Below are 20,320 nucleotides of genomic sequence, written 5' to 3'. Positions count from 1 at the left end.
TCATTCCCCTTTGTGATAAGAATTAATACATGAAACGATTTCTAAAGCGAAGTCTGTCAAATCTCTCCAATGTCTCATTTCCAACACGTGCCCCCACACGCGCCATTAGACAATTGGCAGGATGAGAAGTTATTTCAGGATCATCTGTCGCATAATACTCAAAATTAACTGATGTCATCATTCTCTCCATCATATTCCGATATTCCCAAACAGATAAACCGGTTCCTTTTAAATCCCAATGCCAGTAATATTCAGTTGTAATCACTAAATAATCTTCCATTGCATCATCCATAAATGACACTTCCAATAATTTTTTGCCTGCGCCGGATCCTCTAAAAGCAGGAATGACTTCAATGGCACCTAGCTCAATCATATCTGGAATACGGTCTTCTGACCAGCGTTCCAACGGGTCTGGATAGAGATACGTAACATAGCCGACAATTATATTATCCTGTCGAATGACAATAATGCGTCCTTCTTCCAGTTTAGCAATCCCAACAAGTGCTTCATGCTGCTGATGGGAAGGTCTAAAAGCTTTTAAATCTTCATGTAATGTGTAGGTAGCAAGTTTTTCGGAAGGAACAGGCCCTTCTACTAAAACATTACCATTCCTCGTTTTGAATTCAAGACGATAATAATTTTTCACATGAATCATAATCACACCACCTGCTTTTAATACATCTATTATACTCTATTTCATGCGAAAATACGCTTAAATTCGCGAGATGTCACTAAATTGATTGAAAGTTTTAAATATTTTGCCTATTATAGTATTTTTATTGTAAAATGATTGTAGTTTTTAATGAAAGGGGATTTTTCATGGGGATGAAAACGATGGAAAAGCTAGCAGTTATTCCAGGGGAACATAATTTGAAAAATTATGAGGAAACAGCTGCAAATCATGATTGGCAACATAGTGAACAAGCATTTTCTTGGTTTGAAACGGGGAAAGTCAATATTGCGTATGAGGCAATAGACCGACATGCAACAACACACCGCAAAAACAAAGTGGCTCTTTATTATAATGATGGGAACCGAAAAGAGACATATTCTTTTTATGATATGAAACGTCATTCGAATAAAGCGGCGAATGTGTTGAAAGAAAAGGCGGAATTAAATAAAGGCGACCGTATTTTTATTTTTATGCCTCGTACGCCGGAGCTTTATTTCAGCTTAATTGGTGCATTGAAAATTGGCGCGATAGTTGGTCCGTTATTCGAAGCGTTTATGGAAGGTGCCGTATATGACCGGTTAATGGATAGTGAGGCGAAAGTGATCATTACAACGCCTGCACTGTTGAGCAGAGTGCCGCTGGAAAAGCTGCCGCATTTAAAGACGGTATTTGTAGTCGGGGAAAATATTGAAGAAACGGATAAGATCTTAGATTTTAATAAATACTTTGCAGAGGCATCTCAGGATTTTGACATTGAATGGGTCGATAAGGAAGATGGCTCCATTTTGCATTATACATCCGGATCAACAGGTGCTCCAAAAGGGGTATTGCAAGTCCATTATGCAATGGTTCAGCAATACCAGACAGCACAGTGGGTATTGGATTTAAAGGAAGACGATATTTACTGGTGCACAGCCGATCCCGGATGGGTGACTGGAACAGCTTACGGCATTTTCGGTCCATGGCTAAATGGGGTGACAAATGTCGTTGTAGGGGGGCGCTTCAGTCCACAAGCATGGTATGGGGCAATTGAAGAATATGGCGTCACGGTATGGTATAGTGCGCCAACTGCATTTCGTATGTTGATGGGGGCAGGTCCGAATATTATCGGTAAATATAATCTTTCTACGCTTCGTCATGTTTTATCGGTCGGTGAACCATTAAATCCGGAAGTTGTGAAGTGGGGATTGGAGATTTTGAACCATCGTATTCACGATACATGGTGGATGACGGAAACAGGTGGCCATATGATCTGCAACTACCCATCGATGGAGATTAAGCCAGGCTCAATGGGCAAACCTGTGCCGGGAATTTATGCAACGATTGTAGATGACCAAGGCAATGAAGTGCCGCCGTATACGATGGGGAATTTGGCGATCAAAAAAGGGTGGCCGGCAATGATGCGTCAAATATGGGGAAATCCTGATCGGTATGAATCTTATTTTTTAAAAGGAGAATGGTATGTTTCAGGAGATTCTGCATTTATGGATGAGGAAGGTTATTTCTGGTTCCAAGGTCGTGTAGACGATGTGATTATGACAGCGGGAGAGCGAGTTGGACCATTTGAAGTGGAAAGTAAACTGCTTGAACATCCGGATGTAGTGGAAGCAGGCGTAATTGGAAAACCTGATCCGGTCCGCGGCGAAATTATTAAGGCATTTATATCGTTACGTGAAGGGGTAGAGCCGAGTGAAGTGCTTGAAGTGAATATTCGAGACTTTGTAAAAACAGGGTTATCGGCTCATTCAGCACCACGTGAAATTGAATTCAGAGATAAGTTGCCTAAAACCCGAAGCGGAAAGATTATGCGCCGTGTACTAAAGGCTTGGGAACTTGACTTGCCTGCAGGCGATTTATCAACAATGGAAGAGTAACTTTAAATGGCAGTACTTCTTAAATCGGGGCGCTTACATATGTAGGCGCCTTTTATATTATTGCGGTTATTATTATTGAACGATAATTTAGAATAATCTACAATTATATAAAAATACAGTTGACTAAATAAATATACATACTTATACTTATTTTTATCATTTAGAATTCGTATAAAATTTTCGGCCATACAAATTTGACGAGGTGACAACATGAAAGCAGGTATTATCGGTGCAACAGGGTACGGGGGATTGGAACTATTACGATTTTTGCATAATCATAAAGAAGTAGAAGAAATCGGGTTATTTACATCCTCAGAAGTAGGAACTCAATTTTCGGATAAATTTCCACACTTAACGGATATTTATGATAAACCATTACTTAAATTGGAAGATGATGCATTGGCGGAGTACGATGTCGTTTTCGCAAGTACGCCGTCTGGGGTATCGAGTACGATTTTCCCGTCTTTAGTTGAACGTGGACCAAAGTTAATTGATTTATCGGGGGATTTCAGACTTAAAAATTTAGCAAGTTATGAAACTTGGTATAAAAAAACTCCGGCGCCACAGGAAATAGTGGAGCGAAGTGTATACGGCCTAACGGAGTGGAATGAACGAGCAATTGAAAAGGCTGATTTAATTGCCAACCCTGGCTGTTATCCAACGGCAGTTTTATTATCCATTCTGCCTCTTATAAAAAATCGATTAATTGATCCGAGCTTTTTGGTCATCGATGCAAAAAGTGGTATTTCGGGAGCTGGTAATAAACCTTCACAAGCAACACATTTCAGTGAAGCAAATGAAAGCTTCTCCATATATAAAATTAATGAACACCAGCATATTCCCGAAATCGAACAAGCAATTTCGATGTTTACCGATATTGAAACAACAATAACGTTTAATACTCATCTTGTACCGATGACACGTGGGATTTTAGCAACTTCCTATGCACAAGTGACGGACGGTGTAACACAAAAGCAGTTAGTGGACTGTTTGTCAGAAACGTATAAAAATCACCCATTTGTCCGGGTGATTCAAGAGGCATCCGCTGTAGGAACAAACCGAGTAAAAGGTTCTAACTACTGTGACATATACGTGAAGCTTGATGAAAGAACAAACCGGGCAACGATTATCGGAGTCATCGATAATTTAGTTAAAGGAGCGGCCGGTCAGGCAATTCAGAACATGAACGTCCAATTCGGGCTTCCGCAGCAAACAGGCTTACAACTCGTTCCGTATTTTATTTAACTGATAAAGAAGAGATAGATAGAAATCAACCCCATATTATGACGAGGACTTTAAATTAAGGGAGGGTCACTAGATGACTTCAACAATAGAGATGAAAAAACTATCAAGTAAAAATATCGTGTCACCAAAAGGGTTTACTGCAGCAGGTGTTCATTGTGGGCTTAAACATAAGAAAAAAGATTTAGCAATTTTGGTAAGTGAAGTACCAGCAAGTGTTGCCGGCGTATTCACAACAAATGCAGTCCAGGCAGCACCGTTGAAAGTGACAAAAGAAGTTGTATATGAAACGAAAAAAATGCAGGCGGTAATCGTAAATTCAGGAAATGCCAATGCATGCACAGGCAAACAAGGATTATTGGATGCATATGAAATGCAACTGCTTGCAGCACAAAAGCTTGGCATCGCATCTAGTTTGGTAGGGGTAGCCTCTACAGGTGTCATCGGGGAAATTATGAAGATGGAACCAGTTAAAAAAGGTGTAGAGCTATTAAATCCGGATTCTAAGCTAGAAAGCGGTATTGATTTTTCTCAAGCAATATTAACGACCGATACAGTAATGAAAAACACAACGTATGCAACGATCATAGATGGCAAGGAAGTAATTGTTTCAGGAACAGCAAAAGGCTCTGGCATGATTGAACCGAATATGGCGACAATGCTTGGGTTTATTACAACAGATGCCAATATAGAATCAGAAGAGCTGCAAAAAGCATTATCGAGTGTAACGGATTGCACGTTCAACTCGATTACAGTCGACGGTGATACATCAACAAACGATACGGTTATTGTAATGGCAAATGGCTTAGCAGGAAATGACCCATTATCTCCGGCGCACCCCGACTGGGAAAACTTTTACACAGCACTACGTCTTGTATCAGAAGACTTGGCAAAGTCAATTGCACGTGATGGGGAAGGTGCGACTAAGCTCATCGAAGTAGAAGTGGATGGAGCGGTTTCAGATGAAGAAGCGCGTAAAATCGCAAAAACAGTTGTAGGTTCACCACTTGTGAAAACAGCCGTGTTTGGCTGTGACGCAAACTGGGGTCGTATTATTGCAGCAGTTGGCTATTCTGGAGCTGTAATCGATCCTGATAAAATTACAATTAAAATCGGTGGAGCTACAATGGTGGAAAACGGCGAACCGATTCAATTTTCCGAAGAAGCACTCATCGAAATATTAAAACAGCATGAAGTGAAAATATTTGTGTCACTGGAAGTTGGAAAAGGACACGGATTTGCATGGGGGTGTGACCTGACTTATGACTACGTTCAAATCAACGCATCATACCGCTCGTAAAATGGTCATCAAGCTGGGTGGCAGTACATTAGAAGGTCTTAACGAGGCCTTCTTTCGCAATTTTAAAGCATTGCAGGAACAAGGGATCCAACTCATTATTACACATGGCGGAGGGCCAGCGATTAATCGTGAATTAGCCGCTGCAGGAATTGAGTCCCATACAGTAAACGGACTGCGTGTAACGAGTAAAGAAATAATCGGCATTGTGCAGTCAACATTAATCGGAAAAGTAAATCCTTCACTCGTTCATGAACTTCATTCAGCAAATATTTCTGCCATTGGACTAAATGGTTTTGATGACGGGCTGCTCGAAAGTGAATTTTTAAATTACGAAACTTACGCATATGTAGGAGAAGTGAAGCATGTTAATATAAATATGTTAAATACTTTGACAGAAGCTGGTATTGTACCTGTCGTTGCCTGTATCGGTGCAACGAAGGACGGGCAGGCGCTGAACATTAATGGCGATACAGTTGCGAGTGAAATTGCATTGGCAGTCGGCGCGGATTGTCTCCTGCTTGTGACAGATGTTGCCGGTATTCGCATAAAGGATGAATATCAGACGGAAGTGACACCAAGGTTAATCGAACAATGGATTGACGACGGGCATATTTACGGCGGTATGATTCCGAAAGTACAGGGCGCTCTTAACTGTTTGAAGGCAGGCATTCCTTCTGTACAAATTGTAAATGAAACTTTAACCGGGACGACTATTTTAAGTGAGGAGCTAGTGAAATGAGTGCATTATTCCAAAATTACGCAAGAAGACCTTTCGCTATTGTCGAAGGAAAAGGAACAGAAGTATTTGATACGACAGGGAAACGATATTTAGATTTTACGAGCGGTATTGCCGTATGTAGTTTAGGGCATGCACATCCGTCGATTGTCGAAACCATTCAAAAACAAAGTCAAAAGTTATGGCATATTAGTAACTTATTTGAAAGTCCAGGACAGGAAAAACTTGCTGCATCATTAGTGGAAGATTTGCATCTATCGTATGCATTTTTCTGTAATAGTGGTGCAGAGGCGAACGAAGCGGCTATTAAACTAGTACGTAAGCATACAGGAAAACATAAAATCATTGTTTTTGAACAGAGCTTTCATGGACGTACATTTGGAGCGATGAGTGCAACAGGGCAAGACAAAGTACGTAACGGCTTCGGTCCATTAGTAAGCGAGTTTGTAACTTTGCCGTTTAATGATGTTACAGCATTAAAAGCAGCAGCTGATGCTGATACTGCTGCGATTATGCTGGAAATGATCCAAGGTGAAGGTGGCGTAAATCCCGTAACGGAGGAATTCGCGAAAGCCATTCATGAAATCCAGCAATCATCGGATATTTTAGTCATTGTTGATGAAGTACAAACGGGTATCGGACGTACAGGAACTCGTTTTGCATTTGAACAGACAGTCATCAAACCGGATATTGTTTCAATGGCAAAAGGTCTAGGTGGCGGATTCCCGATTGGGGGGATACTTGGGACAGAAAAGCTCTTTAACACGTTTAGTGCAGGGACACATGGTACGACGTTCGGCGGAAATCCATTGGGCGTTGCCGTTGCGCAAACAGTTATCGATCAAATATTCAATGATGCCTTTTTGGATAATGTGAAACAAAAATCAGCGTACTTTGTAAATAAACTGGAAGAAGCATTTCCGGAAGAAAAATATTCGGTTCAAGGTAAAGGGTTAATGCTCGGGTTAAGTCTCGGTGGCGAAGATGTCGCACCTTATGTTGCCGCATTGGATGAAGCCGGTCTATTAACGGTTGCAGCCGGACCGAAAGTGATTCGTCTATTACCACCTTTAACAGTTAGCGAACAAGAAATTGATGAAGCGGTCAATTTATTAAAAGGTGTATTAAAAGAGGAACAGGTATCAATTTAATTACATTAAAAAATCTCACCAACTATTTAACTAGTTGGTGAGATTTTTTTGTTATTCTCCTGATGGTTCGACAGGATCAACGTCAACTTCAATTTCGTCAAGATCTTCGGGTTCTTCGGGTTCTTCAATTACCTCTCCGGGTACAACATTTTCCTCATCTTCCGTTTCCGGTGGAGCCGTTTCGACAACTTCTCCAACTTCGTTCGAATAGCCTGATTCCAATCCTGTAATATCAACTGCTACGACGATGTAGCGAACACCTGGTGAAACAGATACCCGGTACCCTTCATAAGATTTTAATGAGCGTACGAGCGATCTTCCTTGATCGGTAACACTATAAACACGATAGCCGACGACATCATTTGATGAAGAGGCTGTCCACGAAAGTGAACCGTTTGCCAATGTAGCATAAACAGGTTGCGGTGGTGCACTGTCTGCCGAGAATGGTGCACCGGTTACAACACCTTTACCTGATGTGAATGACAATAATTTCGATGCGTCACCACCCAGTCTGCCTAACATACGGTCAACAAATGCCTGATTTAATCCGAATCCGCTCATTTGGACAAACTCAGTAGGTGTATTCGGTAATGCGGCATATGTGTTGCCGTTAATAACAACCGATGTAGAAGATACAAAGCTGTCATCCGGCTTAGACGGTAAAAATACATTTTTATTAAATAAATCTGACGTAACTAAACCGGCATTGGCACATGAAGTAGAAGGTGCCAGACCTGAAATGCCGCAAAATGATCGTGTTACAACGCCTTCAGGTTTTTTGAAAGTTTCTTTCGTACCGACTAATTCTGGGTCAATGTCATAAAGCGTATTCAGGTAATTAGCCCATAAACGGTTTACACGCTGACTTGGATGCTGGTAACGGTTATTAAATGCATAAAGTGTGCGTGGCTGGTCATAACCTAACCAAACGCCAACAGAAATATTCGGATTGTATCCGACTAGCCAAACATCTTTATGGTCCTGTGTAGTCCCTGTCTTTGCGGCAAAGTCAGATGAGAATTTCAATTGGCTCTTCGCCAATGTTGCGGTACCACCTTGCTTCATAACACCTCGTAGCATATCAGTCATCATATAGGCAGTTTCCGGTGCAAATACATCAACTGGAGCAGCTTCATGTTCATAAACAATATTGCCATCCAGATCTTCAATGCGTTCAATCATGTAGGCATCGTTAAATTGTCCGTTATTTGCAAAGGTTGTATAGGCATTTGTATTTTCTTCGACAGTTGCCCCGTGAGTAATCCCGCCAATAGATGTAGAAAGATTGACATAATCTCCTTCAGTTAACTTTGAGAAGCCCATTTTTTCCAAATAGGTTGCTGGACGACGATCTAAAATTGAATCATACAAACGCAGTACTGCTAAGTTTTGTGATGATGCAACTGCTTGTCGTGCTGGAATAATTCCTAGTTCCTGTGTTGGAATATAGTTGACGGGTTCATAGTTGTCATAACTACGTTTAAATTTCACATCGACTACAGGGCTTCCTGCACCAATGACACCGTAATCAAGCGCTGGTGCATAGGCAAGTAACGGTTTCATCGTTGAACCGTTTGAACGGTAAGCTTGTGTCGCATGATTCAATTGTTCAATTTCATGGTCGCGCCCACCAACAAAACTTAAAATACGGCCTGTTTTGTTTTCAATAACCATACTTCCTGTTTGTACGGGAACATCCACTTCGATTTCTTCGCCTGTTTCAGGATCTTTTCCTTTTTTCTTGTATGTTTGTCCGTATAAAGTGAATTCTTCCGTCACTTTTTTCATGGCATCATACATGTCTTTATTAATCGTTGAGTAAATACGGTAACCGCCTGAACGTATTGTACGGTCTGCCAGTATTGTATATTTTTCATTTAAGTTCTCTTCTTCTTTTAAACGGTCCGGGTCAATGCCGTCTTTTTCGGCAAGTATTTTTGCGAAAATTTCTTTTGAACGCAGCTCAAGCTCTGCTGTTAACCAAGGATATTTTTCTTCCGGACGGATTTCATATCCTTTGAAGTCTTTAGAAATATCATAGGCAATTGCTTCGTCATATTCTTTCTTCGTAATATAGCCTGCTTCCTGCATACGATAAAGAACCGTTTTCATACGGTCAATACCTGGCTGCATCCCTTCTGCACTTTTTTGCTCACCTTTATTTGTAAAAGGCGTATATGTGAAAGGTGCCTGTGGGATACCGGCAATATAAGCTGCCTGCGGTAGATTTAATTTAGATGCGGACACACCAAAAATACCCTGTGCAGCCGTTTCAATTCCGGCAATGTTACGACCTGAAGAATTTCGGCCATACGGGATGATATTTAAATAGGCTTCGAGTATTTCTTCTTTTGTCATAAAATGTTCCAAACGGTACGCAAGTAAAATTTCCTTCGCTTTACGTTCATAAGAAACTTCATTCGTTAATATTTGGTTTTTTATTAATTGCTGTGTTAGGGTAGAGCCACCTGTCTGTGTAGACGAGTTGGATACATCTTGCAGTAATCCACGTATTACCGCTTTCGGCACAATGCCGGTATGCTCACGGAAATATTCATCCTCTGTAGCAAGAACAGCATTAATTAAGGATGGGGATATATTAGCTAGCGATGTTTCACGTCGATCTAAATCAGTTCTGATCTTTCCTATGTAAATATCGTTCGCAAAATAAAGTTCACTTGTTTCTTCATAGCTGAAAATTTGTTCGCGCATCTCTTCTTTCGATCGCAAAGGTTCATCCTTTGTTAATGATGCGAAGTAACCTGCGCCTACACCTCCGACAAACAACAGTGTCGCAGCTATAAAAATAATAGCCAGTAAAGTTAAATTCCAGAATACACCGCCTCCAATTCTGACGAAGCGCATTCTTTCTGAAGAAGCAAGGATTTCGATTTTTTTATTTAATTTTTCGAGCCATTGTTTCACATCATCGACCTCCTAAAATCTTGTTTATTATAGCATATTTGATATATAAACGAATATAAATATTGACATCAACTATTTTCTAGGTAGAATAGAAAATATAAATTTCAGGCAACGAAGAGTTTGCAGTAATAAATGTGTTCCCTGCATAGAGAGCTAGCGGTTGGTGAAAGCTAGACATAGCGCATTTATGAATTACGTACTTGGAGCCTGAACGGATCGTCACGTTATAGACGCTTAAAGTGGAAGAAAGAGATTTAAATTTCTTCAAGCCGGGTGGTACCGCGTTAAATAAAAATTTGACGTCCCTGCATGCATTTGCGTGTAGGGACTTTTTTATTTCCTTACAAGTAAATGACACATCATGTAAAAGGAGAGAAAACAAATGACAAACGAATTACTGCAAGACTTGGAATGGCGCGGATTGTTATACCAGCAAACAGACGCGGAAGGTATGGAAAAGTTATTAAACGAAGAAAAGGTTTCCCTATATGTAGGTGTTGACCCGACAGCGGATTCGATGCATATCGGACATATCGTGCCATTGCTTACGTTACGCCGTTTCCAAAAAGCAGGTCATACACCGATTTTATTAGTTGGTGGAGCTACAGGTACAGTTGGGGATCCATCTGGCCGTTCAGAAGAGCGTCAATTACAGACGATGGACCAGATCGATAAAAATGTGCAGGGACTTAAAAAGCAAATGGAGCGCTTATTCGACTTTTCATCGGATGCTGCAAATGGTGCTGTTCTTGTAAACAATAATGACTGGGTAGGTCCAATGACATTAATCGATTTCCTTCGTGATTACGGGAAACTGATCAATGTAAACTACATCTTAAATAAAGATACAGTAGCGTCACGCCTGGATTCAGGTATTTCATTTACTGAATTTGCTTACACATTAATCCAAGGTATTGACTTCAATCATTTATACGATCATCACAACGTTCGAATTCAAGTAGGTGGTTCGGATCAGTGGGGCAATATTACAACAGGCTTGGAAATGATTCGTAAAACGCATGATGAAAATGCGAAAGCGTTCGGTATTACAATTCCTCTTGTAACAAAAGCGGACGGTACAAAATTCGGTAAAACAGCGGGCGGCGCTGTATGGCTCGATGCTGCGAAAACATCTCCATACGAGTTTTACCAGTTCTGGATCAATACTGCGGATGCAGATGTTGTGAAATACTTAAAAATCTTCACATTCCTGTCACGTGAAGAAATTGAAGGCCTTGCAGTAAGTGTTGAAGAAGAGCCGCATTTACGTAAAGCGCAAAAAGCATTGGCTGAAGAAATGACGCGTCTGATCCACGGCGAGGAAGGTCTGGAAGCCGCAGAGCGTATTACAAAAGCATTATTCTCCGGTGACTTAAAAGCATTGTCAGTAGAGGAAATGAAAGTAGCCTTCTCAGGTGTACCTTCTGTAGAAGTGGCGAAAGAAGACAAAAATATCGTGGAGTTAATCGTAGAAGCAGGAATTTCTTCATCAAAGCGTCAGGCACGTGAAGATGTTACGAACGGTGCAATTAGCGTGAACGGAGAAAAAATTACAGATCTGGAATATGTAATCGATGCGAAAGACCGTTTGGAAGACGCCTTTGCCATTATTCGTCGCGGTAAGAAAAAATACCATATGGTGAAATTTGCTTAATTAATTTAAACGTCTTGGGAAGTAGTTTTCCAGGACGTTTTTTTAAAAGGAATATTTCGTTTCATAAAGAACTATTAGGAGGAGAGGGGTGGAATTATGGAAAATAAATCATATTTAGGAAAAATTGTAATTTCGATTTTTGTCTTACTGACGGTTTGCTTTTTCACTTTCATATTGTTATTTTTTGTAGCATTTAGCGGCAAGATTCATTATATACCGTTAGTAATTTCTGCTGCGGTCATTTTATATATTGGTTTTGTCCTTGTGATTTTTGATGTATTTTACAAAAACAGTAAGCGTATAAAAATCTTTTGGTCAATTGCCGGAATTGTTTTGGTCGTCACCTCGATACAACCAATTTATAAATGGTTCGATGGCAGGGTACCGACTGTTGACGCGGAAGTGAATATTTATCAATATGAGCCATTTACAGATCAGAATAAATTAGTGCAATTGGATAAGAAACCGAGTTTAAAAATAGAGGAACCTTTGCCGAAGATGGATGGTGCAACGGCTTTGTATCCATTGTATGCAGCCACTACAGAGCATCTTTATCCTGAAAGAGAATATAATCCTTACAAGAGTGAAGTGATGGTGAATCAGACGCACGAAGCCTATACGAACCTGATTTTTGGTAATACGGATATGATATTTGTAGCGGGCCCATCCGATTCACAAATTCACCAGGCAGAACAACAGGGGATTAAACTTCATTTGACGCCTATTGGAAAAGAAGCATTTGTCTTTTTCGTGAACAGTAAAAACAAAGTCGATCGTTTATCGCTCGAACAAATTAAGGGAATCTATGCAGGGGAAATTACAAACTGGTCTGAAGTTGGCGGACAAGACGATGCAATCCGTGCATTCCAAAGACCTGAGGACAGCGGATCACAAACAGCATTACAACGGCTTATGGGGGATAAACCGTTAATGGAAGCCCCAACGGAAGATGTAGCGACAGGAATGGGCGGAATTATCAATGAAGTGTCCCAATATAAAAATTATAAAAACGCAATCGGTTATACTTTCCGCTACTATTCAAATGAGATGGTAAAAAATAAAGAAATTAAACTTTTGGAAATCGATGGGGTTGCACCGACAAGAGAAACAATTCGCAACAATGCATATCCAATTGCTTCTGAATTTTATATTGTGACAGCAGGCGAGCCAACAGGAAATGTTAAACAGGTGATTGATTGGGTGCTCTCGGATGAAGGGCAGGCATTAGTGGAAAAGGCGGGCTATGTATCTCTTAAATCTGCCGAATAGTAAAAGATTGGTATGCTACTAAAGAAGCAATAATTTTGTATCACCTTAAAAATATCAGTATAATAGATTGTATACATATTTTTAGGGGGATGTTATTTTGAGTGAGCAATTAACAGGTACAGTCGATGATCGACATGCGATATTAAGCATTGCTGTTAAACCCCGAGATACTATTCGTTATGTGTTAACAACTAAAAAGTTATCTTATTTCATTTTCGTTGGTATTATCGGAGTGTTTGCTAGTAATTTAGTCAGTTTTATCGGTAGTGAATTTACAGGACAATATACGCTGGGAGATATCGTTTATTCAACATTTCTTTTAAGTTTAGTACTATATTTTCTTTCAACAGTTTTATCGGCAGGAGTATTGACACTATCAGCAAAAGCATTCGGTGGTACAGGGAAGTTTAAAGAAATGTTCCGCATGATCAGTGTGACAATGATTCCTTATATTTGGATATTGCCGGTTCTTCTGTTCTGGATGCAATTCGCACCACAGTCATTTTTCTCTATTTCCTATATGGAGACATCACTAGGTGATTTGATTCTACAATTTGTCTGTGGGACTCTGATTATTATTAGCAGTATTTGGACATATGTCATCACAGTTATTGGGATTTCGGAAGTGCACCGTATATCTAAGTGGAAAGCATTTTTTGCTTCGTTTATAGTAATTGCGGTACTAGGAGCAACTTACTTTTTGTTTTAAGCGTATTTAGTATGGATTGTTACGAGTTGAATAGAAAGGATGCTGCCGCTCTATAGCGTACAGCATCTTTTTTTATTGTTAGCGGAATGTAATGTTTGTGTCTATATGTAAGGATGAAAAGTTAATGAAATTCAAAATAAAAAGGGTCACTGGGGGAAGTGACCCTAAGGGCGAGAAGCAGTAATAAGTAGTTGGATTTATTTCTGGCTAGCTATCAGCCTTCTTTGGAATCGGAGTTATTAGTAAGCGAAAGTAGCACCGACAATAATTAAAAGAATGAATAGAACAACAATTAGAACGAATGTTAAGCTGTTACCGCCGCTGTTACCGCCACCACCACAGCCGTAACCACCGTAGTTATTATAGTTTTGATTTTGATATCCTTCATAACCGTAACCCATAATATTCACCCCCTTTCCTCGTTATCCTATTCAATGAAGAAGGGTTGATCACGGGCGATTGAACAATTTTGAAAAAAAATTTGCAGAAAATAAATCTAAATAAAAAAACCACCAAGCACCCGATAAACAGGGCTTGATGGTTTGATTCGAATATATCTGAAGCTCGAAAGATTAACGAGAGTAGAACTCTACGATGAATTGTTCGTTGATTTCAGAAGATAATTCAGAGCGCTCTGGTAAACGTACGAAAGTACCTACTTTAGAGTCTGCATCGAATGATAAATATTCTGGTACGAAGCTGTTTACTTCGATTGATTCAGCAACAACTGAAAGGTTAGCTGATTTCTCACGTAAAGAGATCGTTTGACCTGGTTTTACTGAGTAAGATGGGATGTCAACGCGGTTACCATCAACTAAGATGTGACCGTGGTTAACTAATTGACGAGCTGCACGACGAGTGCGAGCTAAACCTAAACGGTAAACTAGGTTGTCAAGGCGAGTTTCAAGTAAAATCATGAAGTTTTCACCGTGTACACCCTGTAATTTACCAGCACGTAGGTAAGTGTTTTTGAATTGACGTTCAGTCATACCATACATATGACGTAATTTTTGCTTTTCAGTTAATTGTAGACCGTACTCTGATTTTTTACCACGAGAGTTCGGGCCGTGTTGACCTGGTGCGTAAGGGCGTTTTGCGATTTCTTTACCTGTGCCGCTTAATGAAATACCAAGACGACGAGATAGTTTCCAAGATGGACCTGTATAACGAGACATAATTGTGTCTCCTCCTTAAAATTGGTTTTTGTTGTAAAAGAAAAAACCAGTTGTACCCGACATTAAACGGTATTCTATTTTCATGTATCTTCGCCCATGCAGCCGAAAGGGTTACACAATACACCATTCTGTCTACACAGAAGGAATAAAATACTACATTTAAGTTATACAACTACTGCATTCATTTTACACAAAGGCTATTGTATCTTTTTTTTTTCTATCCGTCAACAAAGGTGTTTTACATTTTGAAGATAATATGTAGTAAAGAAAAATAAAAATAATTTATCGTTTTGTGGGTATTTAAGCACAAAAGCGGGTAGTAGATAAGAACGGGAAAATACTTTAATATTCAAAAAACAATTCAAATTGGGGTGTTTACTAGAAAAATATAACAAATTTAAATAGTCAATAAGACATAAAATGTGTATACTTGATGTTAAGTGAAAAGAACCGACATCGCAATAGTAAAAGAAAAGGTGATTTAATGGTGGAAAATCAACAAAAGATTGATCAATTTAAATCGGATATTTTAAGCCTTTGTATGAATAAGAAATTACAACGAAGTAAATTTTATGATTACTTTTTCCTATTAGAAGAAAGCCTAACTAAACACTTTAATATGGAACATTGTTTTTTATTTCATGTAAGCGAAAATAAATTGAAACCGATCGACAACTTAGAATTACTGAATGTTGATGTAGCATTAGATTTAATACAACCCTATTTTAATGGTAACAAAGTTGTGAAGTTACCCGGGTTTTTAAAAGAACAGCCGTATTTTGAAAACCATACGGATGTTATGCCACTTATAATAAATGATAAAATAGAAGCTATTATTATATTTAAATATAATCCTGTCGAGGCACCTATACAAACAGTGCTGACTGAAGAAATAGTAGGGGCGATATCCGCTTCCTATAAATATTTAATCCAAAAATACGAAGTGTATTCGAATGAGCAAAAGTACCGTAAATTATATGGGATGACAGATCTTTTCCATTCAACGATGGACATTGATGTAATTTTGGAAAATGTGCTTATTACAATAGAAGAAAATTTTCCAGGACTTGAAGTAGAGCTGATCTTGTCAAATGACCAAGACCGTCAAACGAGAGTGAAAATAAAGCCTTTTGACTATTTATCAGAGCGGCCTGCAACAATCGAGTCTTTTGTATCGGGAGAATTGAAAGAAGATATAGCCGTTGAACAAAACCATCGATTATTAAATGTGCCTATAAAAGGGAGACAAGCAATATACGGAATTTTACAGGTAAAAGCACCGATCAATTACTCATTCGCGAATTCGGAAAAAGAATTTATCCGGATGCTTGCGCAAGCTTCAGGAAATGCCTTGGAAAACGCAAAACTCTATCATCAATCACATCGTCTCATCACGGATTTACAGTTAATCAATGAAACTTCCCACCGTTTAAATATGAAATTGACGATCAGTGAGATGCTTTTATTTTTACAAAAGCAAATGTTGAAATCTTTTCAGCCTATGGAAATTGGTTTCATGTTTAAAGAAGATGAAAAGTATATCATGACCGAAGCGTGTACAGATCTTTTCGATTATGTAGCGTGCAATGTATATGTCCAACACGTGGAAAAACATTTTCAGACGACACAAGACCCATTGTTTATTGCTGATTTCAGTCGTCTTATTTCAGGAGACATTGAGTATAAGTCGATAATGGCCATTCCAATGATTGTTGAAGAAGATATTATCGGGTTTAGCATTGTATTGCATAAAGAGCCGTATTTCTTCTCCTTTGACAGCTTTAAGCTAATGCAATCGCTTATTCACCATTCGTCATTAGCCATTTCCAATTCTGTTTTACGTGAACAACTTCAGGAGATGGTGGATCGGGACCATTTAACAAAGCTTTATGCAAGAAGTTACTCTGATTCATACGTAGAAAATTCCATTCAAAAGGACGATTCAGGAATGTTCCTTTTAATTGATATCGATAACTTTAAAAAGGTGAATGACACATATGGGCATCAAGTCGGGGATGAAGTAATCGTACAAATTGCTAGGCGACTGCAAAATGAAATAGGGAAAAAGGGCATTTGCTCGCGCTGGGGCGGTGAAGAGCTTGCGATTTATATTCCGAATATTTCAGACAGTGAAGCGATTGGAATTTCGGATTCGATTGTACAAATGGTACCAAGTGTATCAAATCCATCAGTTACGGTTTCTGCGGGTATGATTACATGGCATAAGAGCAGTCGTCCTAATTTCAAAAATATGTTTGCGCAAGCTGATATGGCGTTATATCATGCAAAGCGAAACGGAAAAAACCGCTTATGTGTATATGAAAAACCAATGGAACTGCAATATTAAAGGGAGTACCCGGAATAACTTTTCGGGCACTCCCTTTTTAGTAATTAAATATGTTTTAACAGTACATCCACAAATTTTTCCAAACCATCTTTATCTTTAGCAGTAAAACGTGCTTCAACCGGGCTGTCGATATCTAAAACACCTATAACGACACCATTTTTAATTAATGGAATAACGATTTCCGATTTTGATGCAGCGTCACAAGCAATATGGCCAGGGAAAGCGTGAACATCGTCTACAACCATTGTTTGCTCCATGGCAACCGTTGTACCGCAAACACCGCGCCCGACAGGAATTCGTACACAAGCAGGCAAGCCTTGGAATGGTCCAAGCACTAATTCGCCTTCATTCATTAAATAGAATCCTACCCAGTTAATTTCTTTTAAAAAAGTATTTAATAAAGCTGAAGCGTTACTTAAGTTAGCGATTAAGTTATTTTCCCCTTCAAGCAATGCATCCAGCTGTTTAGATAGCTGTTCGTACTGGTCTGTTATTGAACCGTTATAAGTGATATTTCCAAACATATAATCCTCCAATTAAAAAGTTATTTTTTTCAGAAATGTTTCATAATGCTGATGTAAATCCGCTACCGTATGGGCATCCGAGCCGAAAACAATTGGAATTTGTAAATTAATTGCCTGTTTCACAAATGGATAGGGCGGGTATGTCTCCTTACAATACGGTTTACTTAGGCCAGCACTATTAAAATCAAGCTCATAATGGCTGTTCTGCATCATCTTTAATAGTTCATTTATGTCAGCTGCGTCATCGACCTGCTCATTGTGGGCAAGCTGAAATTTATGAATTAGTGTAGGATGTCCTATACGCTTAGGTTTGTATAAACCTAAATCCGCCAAAATCGACTTTTTCACGGTTTCGTAGTATAGCTTATACATAGGAAGAATGCCGCCAACCTTATTGGCAAATTGTAAATATACTTCTTGTGAAAAGTCAATACATACATATTCGTCTTGGAAATTCAAAAAGTGTACGGATAATATCGCATCATCCAATAATGGGCCGACTTCATTGAGAAATTGTTTTGTTTCATGTTCAAAGCCGACAATATAGTCGACCTCCAGCCCAATATTGATTTTAATTTGTGATTCGTACTGTTCTTTTGCGCACTGCAGTTGTTTAAAGTAATCCATCAAATAAGCAGGGTTCATTCCGCTATCCTTGTCAGGTGTTGGATCGACAAAGTTTTCAGGTAAAGGTGCATGCTCCGTAAATGTGATTTCTTTAAATCCGCTTGTTATCGCTTTTTCGACATATTTTTCTATCGAATCTGTAGAACCATGGGGACAAAAAGGTGTATGTATATGACCGTCTCGTTTCAATTGAATGACCTTCCTTCAAAAATATGGTATTTAAAAGTAAAAAAAGCTGGAAATAGTTAAACAAATATTAGAAAACATGTTATTATAAATAATACGTATATAGCTAAAATATTGATTTTATTTGGGATTAGGGGGCTTACAATGATAAAGTATATCATCATTGTTGTCGTCGTACTATTAGCATTATTAATGGCAGGCTTAGTAGTAAGACGCAAGCATAATGCAGAAATAGGACGATTAGATAAGGAAAAACTACAAATACAACATTACCCGATTTTTGAGGAGCTCGCAAAAGTAAAAGCCCTTAATATGAACGGTCAAACAGAAGAGCTTTTTGAAAACTGGCGTAATCGTTGGTTGGATGTTGTTGATAAGCAAATTCCGAAAATTGACGAATTATTGTTTGATGCGGAAGAATTTGTCGACCGATTTAAATTTAACAAAGCAACACATACAGAACGTGACATCGAGCAAGAGCTTGCAAAATGTGAACAAGTACGTGTGCAGATTATTACAGAGCTGGATGAATTGATTGGCAGTGAAGAGAAAAACCGTATTGAAATCGAGCAGTTGAAAGAATATTACCGTTCTGCACGTAAGACGATTTTGGCACACCAGCATTCATTTGGTCCGGCCTTGGAAGCATTGGAAAAGAAGCTTGAGCAATTTATACCAAAGTTTGAAGAATTCGATGAGTTAACGAAAGACGGCAACTATTTGCAGGCACGTGAAATTGTTCTTCAGTTAAACAGTGAAGCACAGGAGATTTTCAGCTTACTAAATGATGTGCCGACACTGCTTACGGAAATTCAAACAAAAATTCCGACCGCAATTCATGAACTTCGTAATGGGCAGCGTGAAATGGAAGAGCAAAAGTATTATTTACGCCATTTAGAACTGACTGAATATTTGAATGGGCTTGAGAATGAACTGGAAATGTTAAAAGCGGCAATTGCTGAATTAAACTTACCGGCTGTATCACCACGAATTGAAACAATTAATGATGAAATCGACCATTTTTACAATTTGCTAGAAAAAGAAGTAATGGCAAGAAAGTATGTGGAACGCAACTGTTCTGGCATGTACAGTGTGATCAATGATGTAATGCGCCTTACAAAGGACATTAATGATGAAGTCGCGTATGTACAGCATAGCTACCGTTTGCAGGACAGAGAGGCGGAAATTCCTAAAGTGGGCTTAAAGCACTTGGAAGTTCTACAAAGACGCTATGAGTTGTTATCAACTCGTGTTCATGAAGAAAAGTCTGCCTACTCCAGCTTACAGGAAGAGCTAAAAGAAATTACTGATGAGATCGAGCAAATTGCTGAAGAACAGGAAAAGTTCTCTAACAAACTAAAAAATCTCCGTATCGATGAAAATAAAGCAAGAGCTGAATTGGAAACTTTAAAGCGCTTATTGCAAGATACCGAACGCCTGCTTGGACGTGCCAATATTCCTGGAATACCGGAAGAAATGGATGCAAGATTAGAAGAGGCGGCAGAGCAGATTTTTGTTGTTGTTCAAAGCTTACAGGAAGTGCCGTTGAATATTATCCAAGTAAACCAGCATTTACTAAATGCAAAGCAATCGATTGAAGAAACACATGAAAAAGCACAGGAAATGATAGAGAACGTATTAATTATTGAGCGTCTTATTCAGTTTGGAAACCGCTACAGAGCAACTAACCGCCAAGTACATGAAAATTTACTTGAAGCTGAAGACGCATTCAAGAAATTCCGCTACATAAAAGCACTGGAAGATGCAGCAAAAGCGGTTGAAATTATCGATCCTAATGCGATTAAACGTATTGAGGAGCTCGTTCAGGAGCAGCTGCTTACAAAATAATAAGCATAACGGTTACATGTTGATCCATTTAGCGTTATAATAAATAAGCACATTTATGAGGTTGTGTTAATAGTCAATTT

General features: G+C 39.0%; 16 protein-coding genes and 1 other annotated feature. Of the genes, 10 read left to right on the top strand and 6 right to left on the bottom strand.

Annotated elements, in window-relative coordinates; translation table 11 throughout:
• Positions 1 to 22: 22 nt before the first annotated feature.
• A complete protein-coding gene (locus MHH37_RS14850; RefSeq protein WP_008408236.1) occupies positions 23 to 655 on the bottom strand; it encodes a GNAT family N-acetyltransferase in 633 nt (210 codons plus the stop codon).
• 170 nt (positions 656 to 825) lie between these two features.
• Here MHH37_RS14850 and acsA point away from each other — a divergent pair, with 170 nt between their 5' ends.
• The 5 genes from acsA (at position 826) to MHH37_RS14825 (ending at position 6,976) form a co-directional block, all read left to right on the top strand.
• Complete coding sequence (gene acsA, locus MHH37_RS14845) at positions 826 to 2,547, top strand: acetate--CoA ligase (RefSeq protein WP_342576273.1); 1,722 nt, start codon at positions 826 to 828, stop codon at positions 2,545 to 2,547.
• Between the two features lie 210 nt (positions 2,548 to 2,757).
• Positions 2,758 to 3,792 carry an N-acetyl-gamma-glutamyl-phosphate reductase gene (gene argC / locus MHH37_RS14840; RefSeq protein WP_342573634.1) on the top strand — a complete coding sequence of 345 codons (1,035 nt, stop codon included), beginning with the start codon at positions 2,758 to 2,760 and terminating at the stop codon, positions 3,790 to 3,792.
• A 73-nt stretch (positions 3,793 to 3,865) separates the two neighbouring features.
• A complete protein-coding gene (gene argJ, locus MHH37_RS14835; protein WP_008408239.1) occupies positions 3,866 to 5,089 on the top strand; it encodes a bifunctional ornithine acetyltransferase/N-acetylglutamate synthase in 1,224 nt (407 codons plus the stop codon).
• On the top strand, positions 5,052 to 5,828 hold the full coding sequence (gene argB, locus MHH37_RS14830) for an acetylglutamate kinase (RefSeq protein WP_342573633.1): 777 nt from the start codon (positions 5,052 to 5,054) through the stop codon (positions 5,826 to 5,828). The genes argJ and argB overlap by 38 nt, the downstream gene beginning before the upstream one ends.
• The gene (locus MHH37_RS14825; RefSeq protein WP_008408241.1) at positions 5,825 to 6,976 is read left to right on the top strand and encodes an acetylornithine transaminase; all 1,152 of its coding nucleotides are present in this window, start codon (positions 5,825 to 5,827) and stop codon (positions 6,974 to 6,976) included. Before argB ends, MHH37_RS14825 begins: the two co-directional genes overlap by 4 nt.
• Positions 6,977 to 7,027: 51 nt before the next feature.
• Here MHH37_RS14825 and MHH37_RS14820 read toward each other — a convergent pair whose 3' ends face one another.
• Entirely contained in the window at positions 7,028 to 9,901 is a 2,874-nt protein-coding gene (locus MHH37_RS14820) for a transglycosylase domain-containing protein (RefSeq protein ID WP_008407808.1), read from the bottom strand.
• A gap of 102 nt (positions 9,902 to 10,003) precedes the next feature.
• Positions 10,004 to 10,211, top strand: a binding site (T-box leader).
• Positions 10,212 to 10,283: 72 nt separating this feature from the next.
• On the opposite strand from MHH37_RS14820, the gene tyrS reads away from it, so the two are divergent.
• The 3 genes from tyrS to MHH37_RS14805 all read left to right on the top strand — a co-directional run bounded on the left by tyrS (position 10,284) and on the right by MHH37_RS14805 (position 13,533).
• Positions 10,284 to 11,555 (top strand): tyrosine--tRNA ligase, encoded by a 1,272-nt coding sequence (tyrS, locus tag MHH37_RS14815; protein ID WP_008407806.1) that lies wholly within the window; start codon positions 10,284 to 10,286, stop codon positions 11,553 to 11,555.
• 96 nt (positions 11,556 to 11,651) lie between these two features.
• Positions 11,652 to 12,824, top strand: coding sequence for a substrate-binding domain-containing protein (locus MHH37_RS14810; protein WP_342573632.1), 1,173 nt, complete (start codon positions 11,652 to 11,654; stop codon positions 12,822 to 12,824).
• Between the two features lie 97 nt (positions 12,825 to 12,921).
• Complete coding sequence (locus MHH37_RS14805; protein WP_008407803.1) at positions 12,922 to 13,533, top strand: Yip1 family protein; 612 nt, start codon at positions 12,922 to 12,924, stop codon at positions 13,531 to 13,533.
• A 239-nt stretch (positions 13,534 to 13,772) separates the two neighbouring features.
• Here the strand turns inward: MHH37_RS14805 and MHH37_RS14800 are convergent, their stop codons facing one another.
• On the bottom strand, positions 13,773 to 13,934 hold the full coding sequence (locus tag MHH37_RS14800) for a YjcZ family sporulation protein (RefSeq protein WP_008407802.1): 162 nt from the start codon (positions 13,932 to 13,934) through the stop codon (positions 13,773 to 13,775).
• Positions 13,935 to 14,105: 171 nt separating this feature from the next.
• The gene (gene rpsD, locus MHH37_RS14795) at positions 14,106 to 14,708 is read right to left on the bottom strand and encodes a 30S ribosomal protein S4 (RefSeq protein ID WP_008407801.1); all 603 of its coding nucleotides are present in this window, start codon (positions 14,706 to 14,708) and stop codon (positions 14,106 to 14,108) included.
• 484 nt (positions 14,709 to 15,192) lie between these two features.
• Between rpsD and MHH37_RS14790 the strand changes: the two genes are divergently transcribed.
• A complete protein-coding gene (locus MHH37_RS14790; RefSeq protein WP_342573631.1) occupies positions 15,193 to 17,055 on the top strand; it encodes a diguanylate cyclase in 1,863 nt (620 codons plus the stop codon).
• A 44-nt stretch (positions 17,056 to 17,099) separates the two neighbouring features.
• Here MHH37_RS14790 and MHH37_RS14785 read toward each other — a convergent pair whose 3' ends face one another.
• Positions 17,100 to 17,579 (bottom strand): GAF domain-containing protein, encoded by a 480-nt coding sequence (locus MHH37_RS14785; protein WP_342573630.1) that lies wholly within the window; start codon positions 17,577 to 17,579, stop codon positions 17,100 to 17,102.
• A gap of 12 nt (positions 17,580 to 17,591) precedes the next feature.
• On the bottom strand, positions 17,592 to 18,395 hold the full coding sequence (gene hisJ, locus MHH37_RS14780; RefSeq protein ID WP_342573629.1) for a histidinol-phosphatase HisJ: 804 nt from the start codon (positions 18,393 to 18,395) through the stop codon (positions 17,592 to 17,594).
• A 141-nt stretch (positions 18,396 to 18,536) separates the two neighbouring features.
• On the opposite strand from hisJ, the gene ezrA reads away from it, so the two are divergent.
• Complete coding sequence (gene ezrA / locus MHH37_RS14775; RefSeq protein ID WP_008407797.1) at positions 18,537 to 20,240, top strand: septation ring formation regulator EzrA; 1,704 nt, start codon at positions 18,537 to 18,539, stop codon at positions 20,238 to 20,240.
• Positions 20,241 to 20,320: the final 80 nt, after the last annotated feature.

It is taken from the genome of Solibacillus sp. FSL K6-1781 (genome assembly GCF_038630735.1).
In the GTDB taxonomy this organism is placed as follows: domain Bacteria; phylum Bacillota; class Bacilli; order Bacillales_A; family Planococcaceae; genus Solibacillus; species Solibacillus silvestris.
This window is presented reverse-complemented; position numbering and strand designations above follow the sequence as displayed.